The 22,001-nt window shown below is 57.0% G+C and carries 19 protein-coding genes; 10 read left to right on the top strand and 9 right to left on the bottom strand.

What is annotated here, in order from left to right:
- Nucleotides 1-18: 18 nt before the first annotated feature.
- From kdpB to kdpF, 3 genes are read right to left on the bottom strand one after another with little or no spacing between them, the layout of a single operon-like run.
- Nucleotides 19-2,082 carry a potassium-transporting ATPase subunit KdpB gene (gene kdpB / locus VLA07_RS08545; protein ID WP_333989026.1) on the bottom strand — a complete coding sequence of 688 codons (2,064 nt, stop codon included), beginning with the start codon at nucleotides 2,080-2,082 and terminating at the stop codon, nucleotides 19-21.
- Nucleotides 2,083-2,092: 10 nt separating this feature from the next.
- Nucleotides 2,093-3,787: a potassium-transporting ATPase subunit KdpA gene (gene kdpA / locus VLA07_RS08540; protein WP_333989025.1), complete on the bottom strand. Its 1,695-nt coding sequence runs from the start codon at nucleotides 3,785-3,787 to the stop codon at nucleotides 2,093-2,095.
- 8 nt (nucleotides 3,788-3,795) lie between these two features.
- Complete coding sequence (kdpF, locus tag VLA07_RS08535; protein ID WP_007963673.1) at nucleotides 3,796-3,885, bottom strand: K(+)-transporting ATPase subunit F; 90 nt, start codon at nucleotides 3,883-3,885, stop codon at nucleotides 3,796-3,798.
- Nucleotides 3,886-4,293: 408 nt separating this feature from the next.
- Here kdpF and eat point away from each other — a divergent pair, with 408 nt between their 5' ends.
- The 3 genes from eat to VLA07_RS08520 all read left to right on the top strand — a co-directional run bounded on the left by eat (nucleotide 4,294) and on the right by VLA07_RS08520 (nucleotide 6,670).
- Complete coding sequence (eat, locus tag VLA07_RS08530; protein ID WP_333989024.1) at nucleotides 4,294-5,658, top strand: ethanolamine permease; 1,365 nt, start codon at nucleotides 4,294-4,296, stop codon at nucleotides 5,656-5,658.
- Nucleotides 5,659-5,785: 127 nt separating this feature from the next.
- The gene (locus VLA07_RS08525; protein WP_003226857.1) at nucleotides 5,786-5,953 is read left to right on the top strand and encodes a DUF2897 family protein; all 168 of its coding nucleotides are present in this window, start codon (nucleotides 5,786-5,788) and stop codon (nucleotides 5,951-5,953) included.
- Between the two features lie 159 nt (nucleotides 5,954-6,112).
- Nucleotides 6,113-6,670, top strand: coding sequence for a TetR/AcrR family transcriptional regulator (locus tag VLA07_RS08520; protein ID WP_333989023.1), 558 nt, complete (start codon nucleotides 6,113-6,115; stop codon nucleotides 6,668-6,670).
- Here the strand turns inward: VLA07_RS08520 and fabF are convergent.
- The 6 genes from fabF to VLA07_RS08490 form a co-directional block, all read right to left on the bottom strand.
- Nucleotides 6,667-7,941 (bottom strand): beta-ketoacyl-ACP synthase II, encoded by a 1,275-nt coding sequence (fabF, locus tag VLA07_RS08515; protein WP_247268206.1) that lies wholly within the window; start codon nucleotides 7,939-7,941, stop codon nucleotides 6,667-6,669. The genes VLA07_RS08520 and fabF overlap by 4 nt on opposite strands.
- 17 nt (nucleotides 7,942-7,958) lie before the next feature.
- Entirely contained in the window at nucleotides 7,959-8,756 is a 798-nt protein-coding gene (locus VLA07_RS08510; protein ID WP_333989022.1) for an SDR family NAD(P)-dependent oxidoreductase, read from the bottom strand.
- Between the two features lie 212 nt (nucleotides 8,757-8,968).
- A complete protein-coding gene (locus tag VLA07_RS08505; RefSeq protein ID WP_247268204.1) occupies nucleotides 8,969-9,304 on the bottom strand; it encodes a ComEA family DNA-binding protein in 336 nt (111 codons plus the stop codon).
- 110 nt (nucleotides 9,305-9,414) lie between these two features.
- Nucleotides 9,415-11,277: a polysaccharide biosynthesis protein gene (locus VLA07_RS08500; protein WP_431061453.1), complete on the bottom strand. Its 1,863-nt coding sequence runs from the start codon at nucleotides 11,275-11,277 to the stop codon at nucleotides 9,415-9,417.
- Nucleotides 11,278-11,537: 260 nt separating this feature from the next.
- The gene (locus VLA07_RS08495; protein ID WP_333989021.1) at nucleotides 11,538-12,548 is read right to left on the bottom strand and encodes an MraY family glycosyltransferase; all 1,011 of its coding nucleotides are present in this window, start codon (nucleotides 12,546-12,548) and stop codon (nucleotides 11,538-11,540) included.
- Nucleotides 12,545-13,516, bottom strand: a complete 972-nt coding sequence (locus tag VLA07_RS08490; RefSeq protein WP_333989020.1) for a UDP-glucose 4-epimerase family protein — start codon at nucleotides 13,514-13,516, stop codon at nucleotides 12,545-12,547. The genes VLA07_RS08495 and VLA07_RS08490 overlap by 4 nt, the downstream gene beginning before the upstream one ends.
- 19 nt (nucleotides 13,517-13,535) lie before the next feature.
- On the opposite strand from VLA07_RS08490, the gene VLA07_RS08485 reads away from it, so the two are divergent.
- The 7 genes from VLA07_RS08485 (at nucleotide 13,536) to VLA07_RS08455 (ending at nucleotide 21,983) form a co-directional block, all read left to right on the top strand.
- Nucleotides 13,536-13,712, top strand: coding sequence for a hypothetical protein (locus VLA07_RS08485; protein ID WP_333989019.1), 177 nt, complete (start codon nucleotides 13,536-13,538; stop codon nucleotides 13,710-13,712).
- Between the two features lie 346 nt (nucleotides 13,713-14,058).
- The gene (locus tag VLA07_RS08480; RefSeq protein ID WP_333989018.1) at nucleotides 14,059-15,156 is read left to right on the top strand and encodes a DegT/DnrJ/EryC1/StrS family aminotransferase; all 1,098 of its coding nucleotides are present in this window, start codon (nucleotides 14,059-14,061) and stop codon (nucleotides 15,154-15,156) included.
- Nucleotides 15,153-16,097: a glycosyltransferase family 2 protein gene (locus VLA07_RS08475; RefSeq protein WP_247268200.1), complete on the top strand. Its 945-nt coding sequence runs from the start codon at nucleotides 15,153-15,155 to the stop codon at nucleotides 16,095-16,097. Before VLA07_RS08480 ends, VLA07_RS08475 begins: the two co-directional genes overlap by 4 nt.
- Nucleotides 16,090-17,046: a WxcM-like domain-containing protein gene (locus VLA07_RS08470; protein WP_274621169.1), complete on the top strand. Its 957-nt coding sequence runs from the start codon at nucleotides 16,090-16,092 to the stop codon at nucleotides 17,044-17,046. The genes VLA07_RS08475 and VLA07_RS08470 overlap by 8 nt, the downstream gene beginning before the upstream one ends.
- Complete coding sequence (locus VLA07_RS08465) at nucleotides 17,043-17,444, top strand: GtrA family protein (RefSeq protein ID WP_247268199.1); 402 nt, start codon at nucleotides 17,043-17,045, stop codon at nucleotides 17,442-17,444. Before VLA07_RS08470 ends, VLA07_RS08465 begins: the two co-directional genes overlap by 4 nt.
- A 19-nt stretch (nucleotides 17,445-17,463) precedes the next feature.
- On the top strand, nucleotides 17,464-19,647 hold the full coding sequence (locus tag VLA07_RS08460; protein ID WP_333989017.1) for a hypothetical protein: 2,184 nt from the start codon (nucleotides 17,464-17,466) through the stop codon (nucleotides 19,645-19,647).
- 131 nt (nucleotides 19,648-19,778) lie between these two features.
- Nucleotides 19,779-21,983 (top strand): hypothetical protein, encoded by a 2,205-nt coding sequence (locus VLA07_RS08455; protein ID WP_333989016.1) that lies wholly within the window; start codon nucleotides 19,779-19,781, stop codon nucleotides 21,981-21,983.
- The last annotated feature ends 18 nt before the right edge of the window (nucleotides 21,984-22,001 follow it).

Below are 22,001 nucleotides of genomic sequence, written 5' to 3'. Positions count from 1 at the left end.
AGCCTGCTCGCGAATGGATCACACCAAATGCAAAGCCGTGAGCAGCATGTCGATCGCCTTGATCCCCACGAACGGCACCAGAATCCCGCCCAGTCCGTAGATCAGCAGATTGCGCCGCAGCAGTGCCGCGGCACTCGCTGCCTGCACGCGCACGCCACGCAGTGCCAGTGGAATCAGCACCACGATGATCAAGGCGTTGAAGATGATCGCCGAGAGGATCGCGCTCTGCGGACTGGTCAGGTGCATGATGTTCAGCACGCCCAGTTGCGGATAGATCGCGGCGAACAGCGCCGGCAGAATCGCGAAGTATTTGGCGACGTCGTTGGCGATGGAAAAGGTTGTCAGCGCACCACGGGTCACCAGCAATTCCTTGCCGATCTGCACCACGTCCAGCAGCTTGGTCGGGTCGCTGTCGAGGTCGACCATGTTGGCGGCTTCGCGTGCGGCTTGCGTGCCGTCGTTCATCGCCATGCCGACGTCAGCCTGGGCCAGCGCCGGGGCGTCGTTGGCGCCGTCGCCGCACATGGCGACCAGACGACCGTCGTTCTGCTCAAGGCGGATACGCGCCAGTTTCTTCTCCGGGGTGGCTTCGGCAAGCACGTCATCGACGCCCGCTTCAGCCGCGATGGCCGCAGCGGTCAACGGGTTGTCGCCGGTGACCATGACTGTGCGAATCCCCAGTTTGCGCAGCTCGGCGAAACGCTCGCGAATGCCTGGCTTGACCACGTCCTTGAGGTGAATCGCACCGAGCAGTTTGCCGTCGGCGCAGACCAGCAACGGCGTGCCGCCGCTCTGCGCGATCTTGTCGATTTCCCGCGACAGCGCCGGGGCCAGATCGGAGCGTTGTTGACCGAGGAAGGCCAGCAGCGAATCCACGGCGCCCTTGCGGTAAACGCGGCCCTGATAGTCGACACCGGACAAGCGGGTTTCCGCACTGAACGGCACGGCAGTCAACGTATCCAGTGCCGGCTCGGTTTGCGGATGCAGACCGCGCAGGTACTCGACGATGGATTTGCCTTCGGCGGTTTCGTCCGCCAGCGAGGCAAACAACGCGCCTTCGGCCAACTCGCGACCATTCACGCCCGGCGCGGCATACACCGCGCTGCAGCGACGGTTGCCGAAGGTGATGGTGCCGGTCTTGTCCAGCAGCAACACGTGCACGTCACCGGCCGCTTCCACGGCGCGCCCGGATTTGGCGATAACGTTCAGGCGTACCAGACGATCCATCCCGGCAATACCGATGGCGGACAACAGGCCACCGATGGTGGTCGGAATCAGTGTGACCAGCAGCGCCACCAGGAACACCAGCGGCAGGCTGCCGTTGGCGAAGTGGGCGAACGGCTGCAGGGTCACCACCACCAGCAGGAAGATCAGGGTCAGGCCGATCAGCAGGATATCCAGCGCGACTTCGTTCGGGGTCTTCTGGCGTTTGGCGCCTTCGACCAGGGCGATCATGCGATCGAGGGTCGACTCACCGGGGTTGGCGGTGATCTTCACCAACAACCAGTCGGACACCAGGCGCGTGTTGCCGGTGACCGCCGAGCGATCGCCGCCGGACTCGCGAATCACCGGCGCAGACTCACCGGTGATCGCCGCTTCGTTGACCGCGGCAATACCTTCGATGACTTCGCCGTCACCGGGGATCATTTCCCCGGCTTCGACGCGCACCACGTCACCTTTGCGCAGGCTGGCGGCAGGCACCACCTGAAAGCTGCCATTGGCCAGTTTGCGCCGCGCGCTGAGGCCTTCGCTGCCGGCCTTGAGGCTGTCGGCGCGGGCCTTGCCGCGACCTTCGGCCAAGGCTTCGGCGAAGTTGGCGAACAGCACGGTGAACCACAGCCACAGGGCAATCTGCGCGGCGACGAAAGTCGGCACGACGTTGTCCGGGATGAAGCACAGCACGGTGGTGAAAATCGCCGTCAGTTCGACCACCAGCATCACCGGCGAACGCACCAGTTGGCGCGGGTCGAGCTTGACGAAGGCTTGCACCAGCGCCGGACGCCACAGGGCCGAGATCGCGGTTTTCGGTGCTTCTGCCGACTTCGTCGGCACCGCAGGTTTTGCAGGAACATGCATATTCATGATCGATTCCTTAGAAGCCCATGCTCAAGTGTTCAGCAATCGGACCGAGCGCCAGAGTCGGCAGGAAGGTCAGGCCGCCCACCAGCAAAATGGTCACGGTCAACAGGGTCACGAACAGCGGGCCGTGGGTCGGAAAGCTGTTCTGGCCGATCGGTGCGGTTTTCTTCATCGCCAGGCTGCCGGCCAGGGCCAGTACCGGCAGGATGTAACCGAAGCGACCGATCAACATGCCCAGACCGAGCATCAGGTTGTGGAACGGGGTGTTGGCGCTCAGTCCACCGAACGCCGAACCGTTGTTCGCGCTGGCCGAGGTGTAGGCATAGAGCAACTGGCTGAAACCGTGCGGGCCGGGGTTGCTGATGGTCGCCGCCGGGCCAGGCAGAGCAGCCGCGATGGCGCCGAGTACCAGCACGCCCACCGGCATCACCAGCAAGGTCACCACCAGCAATTGCACTTCCCGCGCCTGCAGTTTCTTGCCGAGGTATTCCGGTGTGCGGCCAATCATCAGACCGGCGAGGAACACTGCGATCAGCACGTTAAGCAACATGCCGTAGAGCCCGGCACCGACGCCGCCGAAGATCACTTCGCCGACCATCATGTTGACCAGCGCCACCATGCCGCTGAGCGGGTTGAGGCTGTCATGCATGCCGTTGACCGAACCGTTCGACGCCGCAGTCGTGGTCACCGACCACAACACGGTGGCGGTGGTACCGAAGCGTGCTTCCTTGCCTTCCAGCGGCGCGGTCTGTTCGACCGCGACGTTGTTCAGCGCCGGGTTGGGCTGATATTCGGCCCACAGTGAAGTCGCGCCGCCGATCAGGAACAGTGCGAGCATGCAGGCGATGATCGCGCGGCTCTGACGCTGGTCTTTCACGTAATGACCGAAGGTGAACACCAGCGCTACCGGAATCAGAATGATCGAGGCGAGTTCAAACAGGTTGCTCCACGCGGTCGGGTTCTCGAACGGATGCGCCGAGTTCACACCGAAGAAGCCACCGCCGTTGGTGCCCAGTTGCTTGATCGCAATCTGGCTGGCCGCCGGGCCGAGCGGGATCACTTGATCGACGCCCTGCATGGTGACGGCATTGACGTATTGCGCGAAGGTCTGCGGTACGCCCTGCCACACCAGGTACAGCGCCAGCAGCAGGCACAGCGGCAGCAGGCCGTAGAGGGTGGCGCGGGTCATGTCGACCCAGAAGTTGCCCAGAGTCTTGGTCGACTTGCGCCCGATGCCACGGCACAGCGCAACCAGCACCGCCAGGCCGGTGGCGGCACTGACGAAGTTCTGCACGGTGAGACCGACCATCTGACTCAGGTAGCTGAGGGTCGCTTCACCGCTGTAGGACTGCCAGTTGGTGTTGGTCATGAAGCTGACCGCGGTGTTGAACGCCTGGGTCCATTCCTGGCCCGGCAGGTTTTGCGGGTTCAGCGGCAGGTGATCCTGAAACAACAGGATCGCGAACAGCAGCAGAAAACCGGCGAGGTTGAACGCGAGCAAGGCCAGCGTGTACTTCTGCCAGCTCTGCTCAGCCTGCGGATCAACCCCGGCAATCCGATAGCAACCGCGCTCGACCGGGCCGAGAACCGGCGTCAGCCAAGTGCGCTGACCTTCCATCACCTTGTAGTAAAAGCGCCCGAGGAACAGCGCCGGCAGCAAGACCACCGCAAAAAACGCGAGGATCAGCCAATAGTCATAACTGTGCATAGCCGCTCCTAGTTCCGATCCGCGCGCAACAGCGCAACCAACAGATAAATGAACAGCCCGGCTGCCAACAGCAGGGACACCCCGTCCAGAACGCTCATGGAAGATCTCCGTTTTACGGCGTATTGCCGCGTGTGGAGGCATTGTCGGAAAAGAGGCTGTAAAGGAACGAGACCGAGGGAGTTAGCTGGGTATAAAGAAAGCGTAAAGAGTGGGTTTATGCTCGCGTTACAGCGGGGTTTTGCGCCGTATGGGCTGGCCTCTTCGCGAGCAGGCTCGCTCCCACAGGGGATTTGTGAACGCCACAGATCCAATGTGGGAGCGGGCTTGCTCGCGAAGACGGCATAACCGACAACATCGCACCCAACTGGCGCACAAAAAACACTCATCCAGCCGCGAACATCCCCGATACGACAGCTTTCAGCGCTTTACGACCTGACTCCCAGCAATGGCACGCCCACTGCACACGCCCTCCCCCGAGCTTTCCAAACCGTTCCGGGAGCATGCGCATGAACACACAACTCAAACCCACGCTGGGCACCTTGCACCTGTGGGGCATCGCCGTCGGGCTGGTGATTTCCGGCGAGTACTTCGGCTGGAGTTACGGCTGGGGCGTGGCTGGCACGCTGGGTTTTCTAGTGACCTCGTTCATGGTCGCCACGATGTACACCTGTTTCATCTTCAGCTTCACTGAACTGACCACGGCGATTCCCCATGCCGGCGGGCCGTTCGCTTACAGCCGTCGTGCGTTCGGTGAGAAAGGCGGGCTGATCGCCGGGCTGGCCACGCTGATCGAATTCGTTTTCGCACCTCCGGCGATTGCGCTGGCGATCGGCGCCTACCTGAATGTGCAATTTCCAGCGCTCGACCCGAAACACGCGGCAGTCGGCGCCTACATCGTGTTCATGACCTTGAACATCCTCGGGGTGAAACTGGCCGCGATGTTCGAACTGATCGTCTGCGTGCTGGCGGTGATCGAATTGCTGGTGTTCATGGGTGTGGTCGCACCGGCGTTCAGCTTCAGCAGTTTTGCGTTGAACGGCTGGGCCGGCTCCGATGTGTTCGGGCCGCCAGCGATTGCCGGGATGTTCGCCGCGATTCCGTTTGCGATCTGGTTTTTCCTCGCCATCGAAGGCGCGGCGATGGCTGCCGAAGAAGCCAAGGATCCGAAGCGCACGATCCCCAAGGCCTACATCAGCGGGATCCTGACCCTGGTGTTGCTGGCGATGGGCGTGATGTTCTTTGCCGGAGGCGTCGGTGACTGGCGCACCCTGGCGAACATCAACGATCCGCTGCCGCAGGCGATGAAAACCGTGGTCGGCGACAACTCCGGCTGGCTGCACATGCTGGTGTGGATCGGCCTGTTCGGTCTGGTGGCGAGCTTCCACGGGATCATCCTCGGCTACTCGCGGCAGTTCTTCGCCCTCGCCCGCGCCGGTTACCTGCCGGCGTCGCTGGCGAAACTCTCGCGCTTCCAGACCCCGCACCGCGCGATCATTGCCGGCGGCATCATCGGCATCGCCGCGATCTACAGCGATGGCCTGATCAACCTCGGCGGCATGACCCTCACCGCGGCGATGATCACCATGGCCGTGTTCGGCGCGATCGTGATGTACATCATGAGCATGCTCAGCCTGTTCAAATTGCGTAAATCCGAACCCAATCTCGAGCGGACTTTCCGTGCCCCGTGCTATCCGCTGATTCCGCTGATCGCACTGGTGCTGGCGGTGGTGTGTCTGATCGCCATGGCCTGGTTCAATGCACTGATCGGGCTGATTTTCCTAGGCTTCATGGCGGTCGGCTTCGGCTACTTTCTGCTCACCGGGCAACTGCGCGCTGACGCTCCGGCCGATGCGATGCTGACCGGCCGCTGAGGGATTTCGGGTACACCGGGCTTAACCGGCCTAGAATGGAACCACTGCGAACTCACTTCGCTCAAAGTGGTATGCAGCGTCGCTGGCGAAACCCTCGCCCGCCGAGTTGCCATTAAGGAGAGCCGTTATGCCCTGGTATGCCTGGTTGATTCTGGTCGTTGCAATCGGCTCGATCGTTGGCGGATTGATGATGCTGCGCGACACCGCCAACAAGGTTGAACTGACCGATGAAGAACGCAAACGCGTTGCACAGCGCAACGCCGAAGCGGACATCAAAGACGCGCAGGATCGCTGAACGAAGAACCCCGCCTGAATCGGCGGGGTTTGTTTTTTGTGCGGAGTATTAACTCCAAGGATCGTATTGGACTCAGCGGAGCGCTTTTAAGAAGTAGAAGTACAGTCACCATGTCATTTACCTTGGTTAAGATGGTGGTCTTGTTGCGGAGAGTTCCACATGCGTTACTCGCAAGATCATAAAGCTCAAACCCATCAGCGGATCATCAAGGAAGCCTCGGCGCGATTTCGCAAAGACGGCATCGGTGCTACCGGTCTGCAACCCCTGATGAAAGCACTGGGGCTGACCCACGGCGGCTTTTACTCGCACTTCAAATCCAAGGACGAACTGGTCGAGAAAGCCTTGCAGGAGGCAAGCAATCAAGTCGATGGCCTGTGCGCCGAGATCTTTGCCAAGGAACAGCCGCTGCAAGCGTTTATCGACACCTACCTGTCCGAATGGCATCAGACCTCCCCGCACGAAGGCTGCCCGCTGCTGACCATTTCCTCAGAGCTGGGTCTGCGCGGCCAGCCGAGCCCGACCAGTGATGCGGTACTCAATGCCCGGCTGAGTCAAATCGAAGGCACCCTTGAGGGCGACAATGGCGCCGATCGGGCCATTGTCATCATGTCGACGCTGGTCGGCGCGCTCTTGCTGTCACGCAGTGTCGCTGACGTCGAGCTTGCCCAACGCATCCTCGACGTCACGCGCGCTCACCTCAAGCAATCGCAGGACTAAGCCTGCCAGCGCTTGAACAGCACACTGGCATTCACTCCGCCAAAACCGAAACCGTTGGACAGGGCATACTCGATCGGCACAGACCGCGCCTGACCGTGAACGATATCTACACCCGCACTCGCCGGATCGGGATTGTCGAAGTTGAGCGTCGGCGGGACGACCTGATCGCGGATGGCCAACAAGGTGAAGATCGCTTCCAACCCGCCGGCAGCGCCGAGCAAATGCCCGGTGGCGGATTTGGTCGACGTCACGGCGATTTTATTCTCCGTACCGAACAGCGCCTTGATCGCTGCCAACTCACCAAGATCGCCCACCGGCGTCGAGGTCGCATGCGCATTGAGATGCTGCACCTGATCTGGCGCAACACCCGCCTGAGCCAGCGCCAACTGCATCGCCCGTCGTGCACCGCTGCCGTCCTCCGGCCCGGCGGTGAGGTGATAGGCGTCGGCAGTGGTGCCGTAACCGACCAGCTCAGCCAAAGGCTGCGCGCCACGTGCCAGCGCGTGCTCCAGCGATTCGATCACCAGCAGACCGGCGCCCTCGCCCATCACGAAACCATCGCGACCACTATCAAAGGGTCGTGAGGCACGTTCGGGGGTGTCGTTGTAACCGCTGGATAGCGCTCGCGCCGCGGCAAAACCGGCCAGGCTGACCCGATCGATGCAGGCTTCCGCGCCGCCGCAAACCGCGATATCCGCTTCACCGGCACGAATCATCCGCGCAGCATCGCCGATTGCCTGGACCCCGGCAGCACAAGCGGTCACCGGTGCGCCGAGCGGGCCTTTCAAAGCGTGCTGGATCGACACATGTCCGGCCGCCAGATTGACCAGAAACGATGGGATGGTGAACGGCGACAGACGACGCGGGCCACGACTGTCCGTGGTGCGTACGGCGTCGGCTATTGCACCGAACCCGCCAACACCGGAGCCGATGATCGTCGCGGTGCGCTCCTGATCCTTGGCCTCGGACGGCTGCCATCCGGCTTGCGCCAACGCCTGGCGCGCCGCTTCCATGGCGAACAGGATGAAGCGATCCATCTTCTTCTGTTCCTTGGGTGGCGTGGCAAGGTCCGGATCGAAACCGGCCTCGACGTCCTCCGCCGCCGTTGGCACCATCCCGGCGACCCGGGTCGGCAGATCCGCGCTCACCGCGTCCGGCAAATTGCGCAAGCCCGAGCGCCCGGCGAGCAAGCGCTGCCAGACAATCTCGAGATCACTGCCCAAAGGCGAAACCAGGCCCATACCGGTGACAACAATTCGACGCTGACTCATACCGCAGTTACCTCTGATCAATTTTTGTAGCGTTCAGCCGCCGAACTGCGCGACAGATTCGGTGCCATGACATGTCGTGCACGCACAAAGGCCTGCCATTCACCCGCGTCAGGCAGCGACGGGATGGTAATCAACTCGCCCTGATCCAGGCCGGCCAGCGCCGCGTCGACCATCTCGCCGGCTTCCATCACCATCTCCGCCGGTATGCCACTGGCGTCGATGCCCGAGCGTTCCCAGATTTCAGTGCGGGTAACCCCGGGCAGCACCGCTTGCACCTTCACGCCAGTGCCTTCGAGCTCGGCGTTGAGCGACTGGGTCAGGCTCAACACGTAGGCTTTACTGGCGCTGTAGGTCGCGTTGAAGCGTTCAGGAAAAAGCGCCACCACCGAGGCGATGTTGATGATCGTGCCGCGTCCGGCCTTGGCGAAACTGGCGGCGGCTGCCGAGGCCAGCAACGTCACCGCGGTGACGTTCAATTGGATCAGACGCTCCAGTTGCTCGGCGTCGGAATTGGCCAGCAAACCATCGGCTGCGACCCCTGCGTTATTCACCAACAGGCTGATGCTCGAATCACTGCGCAGGCGTTGCTGGAGTTTGAGGACATCGTCCTTTTGCGTCAGGTCGGCCTTGAGCACTTCGACCTCAACACCACAGGTCTCGCGCAACTGCTTCGCAGCGGTTTCCAGACGCTGTTGATCACGTGCCACCAACAGCAAATCAAAACCACGCGCTGCCAGCCGCTGCGCGTAGATGGCACCGATACCGGACGATGCGCCAGTGACGACAGCGGTACCTTGAGACTGGACTGAACTCATGAGAGCGCTCCTGAAACATATTGGGAGATAGGCCTCCAACGCTGACTTGCCTGGAGGTGATGGAAATTATTATAGGCATAATCCAAAGACAATATGATACCCATAATTTTCAGCTCACCGACAAACGCGACGCCACTCCCTCTGTCGCATCTCTACCACCAGAAAGCAGAAAGGCCGGTCAATGACCGGCCCCTTGGCGTTGAATAATCAGCTTAGTTCACTTCCAGCTTGTCGCGGTTGCGATCCAGGATCGCCTTGCCGATGCCCTTCACTTCAAGCAGTTCATCCACCGAGGCAAATGGCCCATTAGCATCACGATACGCAACAATCGCTTTGGCTTTCGCCTCGCCGACTCCGGACAATTGCTTTTGCAGCGTCACGGCATCGGCGCCGTTCAGATCGACCTTTTGATTTTCAGAAGTCGTTGACGCGTCCATCACCACGGGCGGCTTGTTCACTTCGGAAGAAGCGAGAGGCGCAGCAATGGCGGCAATCGAGGCGCTGGTGAGCAAGGCAAAAATCAGGGAGTGGAAATATCCGGTACGCATAAGTGACGCTCCATCATCAATTGAGAAAGCAGCTTTTCCGAAGCTGCTCTCCAAACTTAGGCCATGATGGGAGCCTGTCAAAAACGCGTCCGTTACAGGATGTGAAACAATCAGGGTTCGAGACGGCGTTGCTGATGGATCCAGTCGACGATTTCGCCGTCGGGGGTGTAACCGCTAACGGTTTCACGCAGAAGCTGGCGGACTCGAGAGTAATCATCCGCGTCCACAGCGGCGAGCAGTTCACTCAAGCGTGCTTTCAAGACATCCCAAGGCAAATGATCTTCACTGGCGGTCATGATCATCGGATGCGGTGTCGCGGCAACGTTGTCGCCAATCAACAGCTCCTCATAGAGCTTTTCACCGGGACGCAACCCCGTGAACTCTATGGAGATATCGCCCTGAGGGTTGCGTTCGGAACGAATGCTCAAACCGGACAGATGTATCATTTTCTCGGCAAGTTCAACGATTTTCACCGGCTCGCCCATATCCAGCACAAACACGTCGCCGCCCTGCCCCATGGACCCCGCCTGAATCACCAGTTGAGCGGCTTCCGGGATCGTCATGAAGTAGCGGGTGATTTTCGGGTGGGTGACCGTCAGTGGGCCACCCGACTTGATCTGGCTGTGAAACAGTGGAATGACAGAGCCGGAAGACCCCAGCACATTGCCGAAACGAACCATGGTGAAACGGGTCTTGTTGACCCGGGAGACATTGGACTTGTCGCCAAACAACACCGGAGCTATCTCGCGACTCAAGGCCTGAAGCGTCAACTCGGCAAGGCGCTTGGTGCTACCCATGATGTTGGTTGGACGCACAGCCTTGTCAGTCGAAATCAACACGAAGTCGGACACCCCGGACTGCAACGCAGCCTGAGCCGTATTGAGCGTGCCGATCACATTGTTCAGCACACCTTCGGCGATGTTGTGCTCGACCATCGGCACATGTTTGTAGGCGGCGGCATGATAGACGGTTTCGACCCGCCAGGTCCTCATGACATCGAGCAGTTTGTGTGGGTGGCGGATCGAACCGAGAATTGGCAGCAAGTGCACGGATACGGACTCCCGGCAGCCGCGTCGTTCCAGCTCTGAGAGAATGCTGTACAGATTGAACTCACTGTGGTCGAACAGCAGTAGCGTGGTCGGCCCCAATGCGAAGATCTGGCGACACAACTCCGAACCGATCGAACCTCCAGCCCCCGTCACCATCACCGTCTTGCCCTTGATACAGCGTTCGAGCAGATCCGGCTGCGCAGGTACCGAATCACGCCCTAGCAGGTCGGCAATATCAACCTCCTGGATATCCTCGACCTTGACCCGGCCGCTCGCCAGATCGGTGAAGTTCGGCACGCTTCTTACGTGAAGCGGAAACCCTTCCAGCAGGTTGAGGATCTCTCGGCGGCGCGCCCGGGTAGACGACGGAAGCGCGAGGAGGATTTCCTGAGCTCCCGTGACATCGATCATCTCCTGAATGTGCTTGGGCTTGTAGACATGCAGGCCGGAAATCGAGCGGTCGGCAATGCTCGGATCATCGTCGACGAACGCCACGGGGCGCATGACCTTGCCCATGCGAAGTGCTGCCACCAATTGATTGCCGGCAACGCCGGCGCCGTAGATGGCGACTTTTGTCAAGCCGTTGTCACGGCTCGTGAAAGGTACGTGCAGAGACGCAGTAAACCAGTCGCCCATGAAGTACTGACGCATGCACAGTCGCAATCCGCCGATGATGACCAGACTCAGCCACCAGTAGTTGAAAATGATCGAACGTGGAACAACGACCTCGTGATTGCTGTACCAGTAGACGACAACAGCCAGAATCAACGAAGAAAGACTGACAGCCTTGATGATCGCGACCAACGCGTCATTACCGAAGTAGCGCATGACCGCCCGGTACATGCCGAAGCGGATAAACAGAGGAATGGCAACAATAGGAGCGAAGGCAAACAACCAGAGATGCACTTTGAAGGGATTGTACATGTCGTCTATCCCCAGCCGGACAATGAATGCCAACCAGAGCGCGGCCCAGACCAGAACAACGTCTGTTATCACTTGTATCAGACGCTTGCGCCGCCGGGGCAATCCCAGCAACCGCTCTCTGACTTTGTTCAATGACTCTTCAAACACCTCAGCCCCCTCCTTTCAACTGACGCATCGCCCAGGCAGGCCAGTAGCACATCTCGTCTAGTTTAAACCCAAATGACAATGTCAAAGCCGTTACCGGGATTTTCATCAACCCTCTATTCGCGCTTACCGGCTCCAAACCCGATTGCCAGCACCAGCAGAGGAGCATAGGCCACAATCAGGCCCAGGCAGCCGTCCAATCCAAAACGCGCCACCGCAACAGCAATTGGCAACAGCCAGAACATATTGATTGCCGCAACGGCAATAGTTACCGGCAAATGACGGCCGAACCGACGAGAGGCAAACTGATAGGCATGACTGCGATGGGCTTCATACACTTTGTCACCACGCAGCAGCCGGCGTAGCAAGGTGTACGTCGCATCGACAATGAATACACCAAACAGAATCAGCCACCCCCATAAAAAATCGGCCGAAACCGCTGCGGCCTGCAACGAAAGGCCTCCCAGGACAATCCCCAGGAATCCGCTGCCAGCATCGCCCATGAAAATTTTCGCGGGCGGGAAGTTCCAGAATAGAAAGCCGGCGACACATACGGCCAATAGCAGGGGCGCCCAGATCAACTGCAACGAACCTTCGAGCCAAGCGAGCAGACATGCGCCGAGACAGACACTGATGGCTTCGACACTGGCGATACCGTCGATGCCGTCCATGAAGTTGTAGAGGTTCAACAGCCACACCAGATAAACCACGGCAAGCAGATGCCCCGGCACACCGAGATCGGCCTGCCATCCGAAAATCGTGATCGATGGCAAGCCTCCCATCCAGCAAAGCAACCAGGTGGCGGCCGTAAAATGACCCAGCAGACGCCAGCGGGCAGCGATATGCCCATGGTCATCCATGAAACCGATAAACGCGACCAGGCCGCCCGCCACGGCAATTGCCCAGAACTGAGTCGGAACAATGAGGTCCCGCCATAGCAGGAAAGCCAGCGCAAGCATAAAGGTCAGAACAATCGCGACTCCACCTCCGCGCGGGGTCGGGACCGAGTGTGAACTGCGGGCGTTGGGAATATCCAGCAGGCTGCGCGACAACGCGTAATGTCGCAGAAGCCACGTGAAGCCAAAGGACAGCAGCGCAATGACCGGTATGATCCATCCGAAATTCATGATTGACGAGTATCCAGGAAGTGCTGCGCCGTCAGACTGAGGGCGCTGTCAAAGGCAACCGGTGGGGTCCAGTTCAACAGCTGCCGGTTTTTGCTGATATCAACCTGCAGGGAAGCAAAAATCCGCTGCGCCAGTGCCCGACGCCCCATCAGCGTGGCTACGCCATCCATCAAGCCAACCGGTACCGGCAGCAGCCGCGCTGGACACCCCAAGGCAGCGGCCAGCTTGCGCAACAGTTGAGTCGTCGATAGATCTTCACCATCACTGGCCAGAAAAGTCTGGTTGGCCGCGCCAGGGTGCTCGGCGCATGTCACGATCAAGTCGACCAGATTGTCAATCGCGACCAGGCTACGCCGATTATCCAGAGCACCGAACGGTAACGGCACGCCGCGATACAACCAGCGCATCATGCTGAGAAAATTGGCTTTCACTCCCGGGCCGTACACCAGCACCGGCCGGATGATTACCAGTTCCATACCTGTGGTTGCAGCCAATGCCCGCAAGGCCTGTTCGGCTTCAAGCTTGGAGACGCCATAGGGATCGACCGGGGCGGGCTTATCGTCTGCCGTGAACGGATGACCCGGCGCCGTGACCTCACCGTTGACCTTGATCGAGCTGATGAAAATGAACCGTTTGACGCCGGCAGCAGCAGCCTGACGCGCCAGATTCAAGGTGCCATCGACGTTGACCAGGCGAAATACTGCCAGCGGATCGGCTGCAGCCTCGTTCATGACATGAACGCGTGCTGCCGCGTGAATGACACAATCGACATCCTTTAGCGCCGCACTCCAGTCCTGCGGCGGTTCGAGCCCCGCGCACGGAATCGAGCACACCCCGGATGGAAACGACATCACAGCGCCCCGCACCGGAGCGATGACCGCGAACTCTGGCAATTTCGACAAACGTTCGATCAATGCTCGCCCCACAAAACCGCTGCCTCCGGTTACCAGAAATGTCTTGGAGCTCATGGGCGACCCTTGAGGAAACATGAATGACGGCGAAGAGAACGCGCGCAATCTTCGTGAAATGGCAATCAACCATCCCCTCGATGAAGAGACAGAGAGCATCCGGGGAACAGCTTTGGGCGGCAGTTTATTGAATCGGAGAACGGTTGACCACTTTCGCGAAGATGCCCACTTTTGGATCTTGTTGAAAACCGCCTGAACTAACGCTGAACAATGACTTGAAGCACACGACATCGAGTTACTTGAAGTTGAAACGCCCACTCATTTCGAGATTTTGCGATTCACTACCCAATACAGCTCGCCAGCTGAAAATCATTGAGCCTCCACTTCCTGCCTCGAAAGAGCTTTCACGTCCTCAAGACAAACAAATCGTCTAAATGCGCTTCGCAGGTTGGAGCGGGCTCAGGGTGCGGATAGAATCCGTCCGGAAAGTGGTACGAGCGCATATCCTCATTGGTCACCTGCGTGCTCGCCCTATAAATCTTTCGGCGAACCCCGCCAAAAAACAGATATCGCACGTCTTTTGCTTCGAAATGGAGAGCCCCATGCAGCAGATCAATAACCTTGCAGCGAAGATAGAAAAATTTCAATCGCAAATCAGTTCTTCGGTGCAACGCGTGATTGCCAGCGGCTGGGTAATTTTGGGGCCGGAAGTCAAACGCTTTGAAACAGGCTTTGCTCAATATTTGAATGCCGGTCATTGCATCACGGTTGCCAACGGCACCGATGCCATCGAGCTGGCCCTCAAAGCGCTGGGCGTCGGCAAAGGCGATCAGGTCGCAACCGTGGCCAATGCCGGGATGTACACCACCACTTCGGTACTGGCCATCGGCGCTACACCGATTTTCATGGACGTCGATCTGCAGACTCACGTGGTAACCCTCGAGGGGGTCAAGCAGGCGATTGAAGCCGGCGCCAAAGCCGTAGTCGTCACACACTTGTATGGTCTGGCAGCCCCACAGATCAAGGCCATCGCCGAATACTGCAGTGCTCGCCAGATCCCGTTGCTCGAGGATTGCGCTCAGGCCCATGGCGCCGAGCGTAACGGGCAACGTGTCGGCACTTTCGGTGACGCGGCGAGCTTCAGTTTCTACCCGACCAAAAACCTTGGTGCGCTGGGTGACGGCGGTGCCGTTGTGACCAACTCCGATGCCATTGCCCAGCGCGTAGCGCAACTGCGCCAATACGGATGGTCCTCGAAATACTGCGTCGAGCTGGACGGCGCCCGCAACAGTCGCCTGGATGAAATGCAGGCCGCGATCCTGTCCGAGTTTCTACCGCACCTCGACGAGAGCAACGCACGCCGTCGCGAAATCGCCGCGCGCTACAGAAACGAAATCCGCCACGCGGATGTGAATCACGCTGAAGATCAAGGCACCGCCTCGGTCGCCCACCTCTACGTGATCAAGTCGGCGAAGCGCGATGCGCTGCAAGTGCACTTGCGCGAAGCACAGATTGCGTCCGACGTTCACTACCCGATCCCGGACTACAAGCAACCAGTCTTTGGCGAGCAGTTCGCCGACTACAGCCTGGCCAACACCGAACAACTGGCCTCGCTGATCCTGACCCTGCCTTGCTACCCGGAAATGACCGACGAAGAAGTCAGCACTGTGATCACCGCCGTCAACGGATGGGTGGCATGAGATATTCCGTTATCGTCCCGGTCTACAAGAACGCTGACTCGATACCCCGGCTGATCCAGGCCCTGACAGACATGAACGACGCCCTCGAGAATCAGCTCGAGGTGGTGTTTGTGGTGGACGGCAGTCCCGACGATTCGTTTGCCCTGCTCAAGAATGCACTGAGCACCATGCGCTTTTCCGCGCAATTGTTGGCGCATTCGCGCAATTTCGGCTCGTTCCCAGCTATTCGCACCGGCCTGATGGCTGCCAGGGGCGAGTATTTCGGCGTGATGGCAGCAGACCTTCAGGAGCCGCCAGAGCTTTTGATCAGCTTCTTCAAATCGCTTTCCAATGACGAATGCGACGTCGCCATCGGCACCCGCAATGCCCGTCAGGATCCGCTTTCCAGCCGCATGGCCTCCTCGATCTTCTGGGGTCTGTATCGCCGACTGGTCGTGCATGACATGCCCAAGGGCGGCGTGGATATTTTCGGTTGCAACAAGGCGTTCCGTGAACAACTGCTACAGCTGAACGAGTCCCGCTCGTCGCTCATCGCACTGATCTTCTGGCTGGGCTTCCGTCGCAAGTTCATCGAGTACGAGCGTCAGACCCGCCTCGAAGGCAAATCGGCATGGACCTTCAAGAAAAAGCTCGAATACATGATGGACAGTGTGTTCGCCTTCACCGACTACCCGATCAGACTGCTGACCCGAATGGGCGCGATGGGCTCGCTCATCTCTCTGTTCATTGGCGTAATGGTCATCATCGCGCGACTGTCGGGAGCCATTGAGGTACCGGGTTACGCCGCAACCATGCTGGTGGTGCTGCTGCTGGGGACATTGAATCTGCTCGGGGTCGGCCTCGTGGGAACTTATGCCTGGCGGGCCTACGAAAACAGCAAGCAGCGACCGCTGGCCATTGTCTGCATGAAACTCGACAACAAGGAAATCCCAAATGAGTGAGCCGTTCATCCACGCCAGCGCCGATGTCAAAAGCAAGAACATCGGCAAGAACACGCGCATCTGGCAGTACGTGGTGGTCTTCCAGGATGCGGTGATTGGTGAAGACGTCAATGTCTGCTCACACTCGCTGATCGAAAACGACGTAGTGATCGGCGATCGTACGACCATCAAATCCGGGGTTTATGTCTGGGACGGCCTGCGGATCGGCTCCGATGTATTCATCGGCCCGAACGCCACGTTCACCAACGACAAGTTCCCACGCTCGAAGGTCTATCCGGAGTCGTTTTCGCAGACGGTGATCCAGGACGGCGCCTCCATCGGCGGCGGCGCAGTCATCCTGCCAGGCATCACCATCGGCACGGGTGCGATGGTCGGCGCCGGCGCCGTGGTCACCAAATCCGTACCACCTTATGCCATCGTCACAGGCTCCCCTGCCCGGATCACCGGCTACGTCGAAAACTCCGCCTTCAGCGATGCCGCCAAAAGCCCCGCGGCGAAGCCCGACGAGCAGGCGGACGCGGTGGTTCGAATCGGCGTGGGCGATGTCACCACCCACCGTTTCAAATACATCGCCGACATGCGTGGCGACTTGTCGGTCGGCGAGTTCCACAAGGAAATCCCCTTCACACCAAAACGCTACTTCCTGGTATTCAACGTTCCAAGCCAGAAGACTCGTGGTGAGCATGCCCATCACAAATGCCACCAGTTCCTGATTTGTGTAAAAGGCAGCTGTGCGGTGGTGGTCGATGATGGTACCAATCGGGCAGAAGTCACTCTGGATGCGCCAAATAAAGGTATTTACCTTCCGCCTCTGACCTGGGGTATCCAGTACAAATACTCTGAAGACGCTGTGCTGTTGGTATTCACTTCCGATTATTACGAAGCTGACGACTACATTCGAGACTATTCGGACTTCGTCAAACTCACCTCGAAAAAATCACCATTGTGATAGCACTTAAAGACAATACTCAGGTTCGTCGCTGGATTCAGTTTCTGATCGGCGGTGGGCTCAATACCGGCCTGACCTACTGCCTGTACTTGATGCTGAGTTATTGGATCGCCTACCAGGCTGCTTATGCGATCGCCTATGCGGCCGGGATTGTTTTTGCCTATTTCTTCAACTCAAAAGTTGTCTTCAAGGTTCAGCAGTCATGGATTGGCATGGCGATCTATCCGAGCATTTACCTGCTGCAGTATCTGCTCGGCGCTTTAATCCTCAGCCTCTTGGTCGAACACCTTCAGTTACACAAAGCGATCGCTCCGATACTAGTGATTTTGCTTCTGCTGCCATGCAGCTATCTATTAAATAAATTTGTCCTGAAGGTCACACATAAAACAAAATCATAACAGGATCAACGGGCACCTCATGGCAGCAATTTTTAATCAGGCGCCAACTTTGTCGCCAGCAACACTTCATGAAAAAAAACTGATCTGGCTCGCCCATCTGGGCCCAGCACTGCTTACCGTATTTTTCATCTGGCTTCCGTTTGGCTTCGTCTCGACCGGATTGCTCGAAGAATGGGGAGTTATTGGATTATTCAGCAGAGTCGGAGTGTTTTTTTTAACAGATGCTGCCAGTGCAATGCCGGCGCATGCCCTTCGACCGCTCACTATTCTTCCTCATGCAATTGCATACAGCCTTGACCCCAACTCATTCAACTATTGGCATGTCTTACTGATCATTGCTCTGGTGATCAAGGGATGGGCTGTCAGTGTCATCACCACCCGTATCACAGGCGCAATCAGATGGGGAATGCTGGCGAGCGTGCTGATCATCGTTTTCCCCGCTGACACCATGCAACTGTCGTTCAGATCCATCCACATCAACTGGGCCCTCAGCCTTGTCTTGTTGGCCAGCGTTCTGCAGATACGGGCAATCGACGAAAGAATCAGAGTCAGGTCCTTAATCCTCAGCGCCTTTGCAAGCCTGATACTCGCTACCAGCTGTGCAATGTACGAAGTATCGTTACTGCTGGCGGCTATTCCAGCATTTGTGGTCTTCATACAAGTCGGCGTAAAAGGTGTTGCCGCGCATATCAAGCGATTCTACTGTCAACACCTGATCTGGGCGATCGGCCCGGCCGCGTATATCGCCTATGTAATACACACGCTACCGCTGGTACACAGTTATCAAAGCGCGGTGGTGGGCGATAGTGCACTTGCCTCTGTAAAAATGTTTTTCCCAAAACTGTTCAGTTTGGGTATAAAACGAAGCATTTTTGGCGGCTGGATCGATGCATTCAGAATTACCGGCTCTGAAATCGACAGTTATTTTTATGTAACCGTCACTACCGCGCTACTGCTCGCGTTGATCGCATTTGTCGCCTGGAAATCAAAAGCGCCACTCAGGGTCGGTGCAGGTTCGAACTCACGCTGGACGTTACCTATGCGCATGATCGCAATCGGGCTCGTCCTGATTTGCCTGGGCTATCTGCCGTTCATTTTCAATCCTGCGCACATGGCGGTCAGCCAGAGAACTTTTCTATATGCAGCTCCCGGAGCAACGATGATATTTATCGCGCTGCTTCTGAGCGTTTACCAATATTCGAAAAAAGCCACAACGGCGCTGTCTGCATTGTTGATTTTCACTGGACTATCAGCACAGCTGTTTCAGTTCCAGCACTACATTGAAATTTCCAAAAGGCAACAGTCGATTCTCAAAGACATCGCCCATAACTTTGACGGAAATGCAGTCGGTAAAACGCTGCTGATCCTTGACTACTTCAATCAACTCAATCATGACTGGATGTTTTTGAACCCAGACCTGAGCGCCATCCTTTTCCATATATACGAAAAGCCGGTGGACACCATTGAAGTGTGTTACATGCCTAGCCACGAGTGGCAACAAACCGACCCGTTACAGCGCAAAGGTAAATGCGAGAAAACCGGAGAAGGGTGGACCCTCGACTATCCTGTCCCGTTCGACACTCCTCCACCACCGAGCAAGAAACTTTCCAATGCGGACGTTGTGACTGTCGAAGTTGGAAGGGGCGAAACGCGTGCTGCCAATGTCGAATTGGATGCATGGCGCAAGGAGCTGGAATCCGAGTCATCTCCGGCAGGTGCCCGACTGCGAGGCATTACTGAATCGCGCCCTTGGTTTCAATTCATCCATTTCCGCCAACCGCCCCCTGATGAGTATTACTGGGACTTTGGCAGGTGGTGGAGCATGACTCCGCCAACCGCCGGGTCTGGCTGGAGGAACACGCAATGGCAAACAAGGCGCTTTGTTCATACAGCTTCGGCGTGGAAAAACGCACCGCAGTCATCTCTGGTTTTCGATTTGATACCTGCATCTGCCCCTTATGAGATCAATGGATTTTTCAAAAACTTCGCCAATAAACAGATCCGCGACAAGATGCAGGTAAAAGTCAACGGGATCCATATTCCGCTACGGTGGATTCAGGAAAGCAGATTCAGTGGAAACGTGCCGGCCGACACACTCAAGTCAGGTCGAAACTCCATCGAATTCATTTCAGATGTGGACGCCAGTAATGGCGGCGTTGCCGCCGAACTGGACTGGGTAAACATCACCAGGCAAATCAGATGAAAGCGCGATAGTAACGTTATACACACGTCATACTGCGACTGATCCAGCTTGCAAAATGACAAATATCGCACGTCGCCCGTCAGGCCAGAAGCCTATCAGGCAGCAGAATTTACAAAGCCATGGAAAGATAAATGAGCATCAGGTCATCCACCCCCCCATCCAACACTCTTCCGGACGAAAGTTTAGAGCCAGATGCCACTCCTGTGGCGGTAAAGCGCTGGCTCGCACATATTGTTCCCGCAACCGCTATCATCTTCATACTTTGGCTGCCGTTTGGTTTCGCCCTGACCGGGCTGATCGAAGAATGGGGAATTTTAGGACTTTTCGTCAAACACGGGATATTCTTCATCTCCGATACCTCCAGCCCACTGCCTTTACACGCATTAAGACCGTTGACGATCCTTCCACAGGCCGTCGCTTTCTGGCTTGACAACAACTCGTTCTTTTTTTGGCATGTTCTATTAATTCTTGCATTGCTGATAAAGGGTTCTTCCGTTAGCTACATCATCGAGAAACTGACGAGCAGTTCAAAACTAGGAATTATTGCATGTGCACTGGTCATCATTTATCCAGCGGACACCATGCAGCTCTCCTTCAGAAGCCTGCATATCAACTGGGCGCTTAGCATCACGCTATTGGGCAGTGCTGTTTTCCTGCATGCACTGTCACTTAACCGAAAGTCCCATGCGCTTATGCTAAGCATAGTCGCGAGCGCTCTACTCTCCTCTGCCTGTTTCATGTATGAGGCCTCACTGCTGCTCGCCTGCATCCCAGCACTGTTCTTGTTTATCCGTGACGGCATGCTATCGGCACTGATTCAAATCAAACAGAAACTGCTGGAGCACGCAATCTGGGTTGCCGGAACCATTATTTACGTCGCTTATGCCCTCCACACCGCACCACTTGTGAGCAGCTATCAAACAAGTGTTGTCGGGCCTAATCTGCTGGCATCTCTGAAAATCACCTACACAAAACTCTTTAGCATCGGACTGTTGCGCAGCACCCTTGGCGGCTGGTTCGATGCCATGCGAATTACCAAACAGGAATTCTCCAGCTACGGATATGTAATCGCCGCAAGCATTATTTTCTTTTTTATTATTGCGGCAATACTTAGACTTGACAGCAAACCAAAAAAAGCCGACCTCAAGCAGAGCACCCGCTTTAATTGCAGGCTCGCCATTGCAGGCTTGACACTCATTCTCTTTGGATACTTTCCATTTCTGATTTCCCCTAGTCACCTCTTGATTAGTCAAAGAACATTTTTATTTGCAACACCTGGCGCAGCACTTCTGCTATTGGCATTCATCAGTACCGGATACCGCTTCTCCAAACCGATAACCAATATAGTTTTTGGCTTCTTTTTCATTATCGGAGTTTCATTCCAGCTTTATCAATTCCACCACTACATTGAAATCTCTCGCAAGCAGGCGACGGTACTCAACGAGATCACCGAAAAATTTGATGGCAATATCGAGAACAAGACCCTGTTGATTCTCGACCATGGGAATCAGCTGAACTACATATGGATGTTCATCAATGAAGGCCTGACCGGTTCTTTGTCCTTCTTGTATAACAAACCGATATCAGACATCCAGGTTTGCCATATGCCCAGCAAGTATTGGCAGCACTCGGATTCGCTGGGTCGTAAAGGTCGGTGCGTAGAGAATGCTGAGAACTGGACGTTCGAATACCCGACCCCGGTCAGCGGGCCGGGCTTTCCTGCATCGGAGCAACCCGCAAGTCTTATAATCCCCAAAACCTCAATAGTCACAGTGGAGATTGGCAAAGAGAGCGAAGACACTCAGAGCGGTCGTACAATGCCAAAGAGTCAAGGCGTTGTAGTGGAGCGTCGAGATGCCATTGAAAGTGCACGCAACTCACAGACACGCTTCGTTCGCTTTGAAGACGCTGTTGTGAACGATAAATTCGACTGGACATTTGGCAAATGGTGGAGCATGGAGCTGCCTACTCACGGTACTGGCTGGCGAGAAGCCGAGTGGGATATAGGCAGTTTTTATCACCATCCATCGGCCTGGAAAATTGATAAGCACGCCAACCTTGCTTTCGAATTCAAACCTGGAAGCAACGTGGTTTACGAACTCAAAGGCCGGTTTACTCTATTCGCGGAACCGAACGCTCAAAGCAATATGGTCATCAAACTCAATGGCAAGATCTTACCTATCCAATGGAGTGAAAACGGAGAATTCGAAGCACAGATCGATGATGGCGTACTAAAAAACGGCGGAAACAACCTGGAGTTCGACTCGCCGACCAACGATACCTACTTTGGACTGTCTGCCCGACTCGAAGGCATTCATATAAAGAGGCAACAGTAAACCCCGCGAGACACCGGC

The sequence above is a fragment of the Pseudomonas sp. S3(2024) genome (genome assembly GCF_036861315.1).
Classification (GTDB): domain Bacteria; phylum Pseudomonadota; class Gammaproteobacteria; order Pseudomonadales; family Pseudomonadaceae; genus Aquipseudomonas; species Aquipseudomonas putida_A.
This window is presented reverse-complemented; position numbering and strand designations above follow the sequence as displayed.

Coding starts and splice junctions, on each gene's coding strand:
- fabF (WP_247268206.1), bottom strand. CDS start 7,941: ATGAGTCAGCGTCGAATTGTTGTCACCGGTATGGGCCTGGTTTCGCCT.
- eat (WP_333989024.1), top strand. CDS start 4,294: ATGAACACACAACTCAAACCCACGCTGGGCACCTTGCACCTGTGGGGC.
- VLA07_RS08520 (WP_333989023.1), top strand. CDS start 6,113: ATGCGTTACTCGCAAGATCATAAAGCTCAAACCCATCAGCGGATCATC.
- VLA07_RS08480 (WP_333989018.1), top strand. CDS start 14,059: ATGCAGCAGATCAATAACCTTGCAGCGAAGATAGAAAAATTTCAATCG.
- kdpA (WP_333989025.1), bottom strand. CDS start 3,787: ATGCACAGTTATGACTATTGGCTGATCCTCGCGTTTTTTGCGGTGGTC.
- VLA07_RS08455 (WP_333989016.1), top strand. CDS start 19,779: ATGAGCATCAGGTCATCCACCCCCCCATCCAACACTCTTCCGGACGAA.
- VLA07_RS08490 (WP_333989020.1), bottom strand. CDS start 13,516: ATGAGCTCCAAGACATTTCTGGTAACCGGAGGCAGCGGTTTTGTGGGG.
- VLA07_RS08495 (WP_333989021.1), bottom strand. CDS start 12,548: ATGAATTTCGGATGGATCATACCGGTCATTGCGCTGCTGTCCTTTGGC.
- VLA07_RS08485 (WP_333989019.1), top strand. CDS start 13,536: ATGAATGACGGCGAAGAGAACGCGCGCAATCTTCGTGAAATGGCAATC.
- VLA07_RS08460 (WP_333989017.1), top strand. CDS start 17,464: ATGGCAGCAATTTTTAATCAGGCGCCAACTTTGTCGCCAGCAACACTT.
- kdpF (WP_007963673.1), bottom strand. CDS start 3,885: ATGAGCGTTCTGGACGGGGTGTCCCTGCTGTTGGCAGCCGGGCTGTTC.
- VLA07_RS08510 (WP_333989022.1), bottom strand. CDS start 8,756: ATGAGTTCAGTCCAGTCTCAAGGTACCGCTGTCGTCACTGGCGCATCG.
- VLA07_RS08475 (WP_247268200.1), top strand. CDS start 15,153: ATGAGATATTCCGTTATCGTCCCGGTCTACAAGAACGCTGACTCGATA.
- VLA07_RS08505 (WP_247268204.1), bottom strand. CDS start 9,304: ATGCGTACCGGATATTTCCACTCCCTGATTTTTGCCTTGCTCACCAGC.
- VLA07_RS08525 (WP_003226857.1), top strand. CDS start 5,786: ATGCCCTGGTATGCCTGGTTGATTCTGGTCGTTGCAATCGGCTCGATC.
- VLA07_RS08470 (WP_274621169.1), top strand. CDS start 16,090: ATGAGTGAGCCGTTCATCCACGCCAGCGCCGATGTCAAAAGCAAGAAC.
- VLA07_RS08500 (WP_431061453.1), bottom strand. CDS start 11,277: ATGTACAATCCCTTCAAAGTGCATCTCTGGTTGTTTGCCTTCGCTCCT.
- kdpB (WP_333989026.1), bottom strand. CDS start 2,082: ATGAATATGCATGTTCCTGCAAAACCTGCGGTGCCGACGAAGTCGGCA.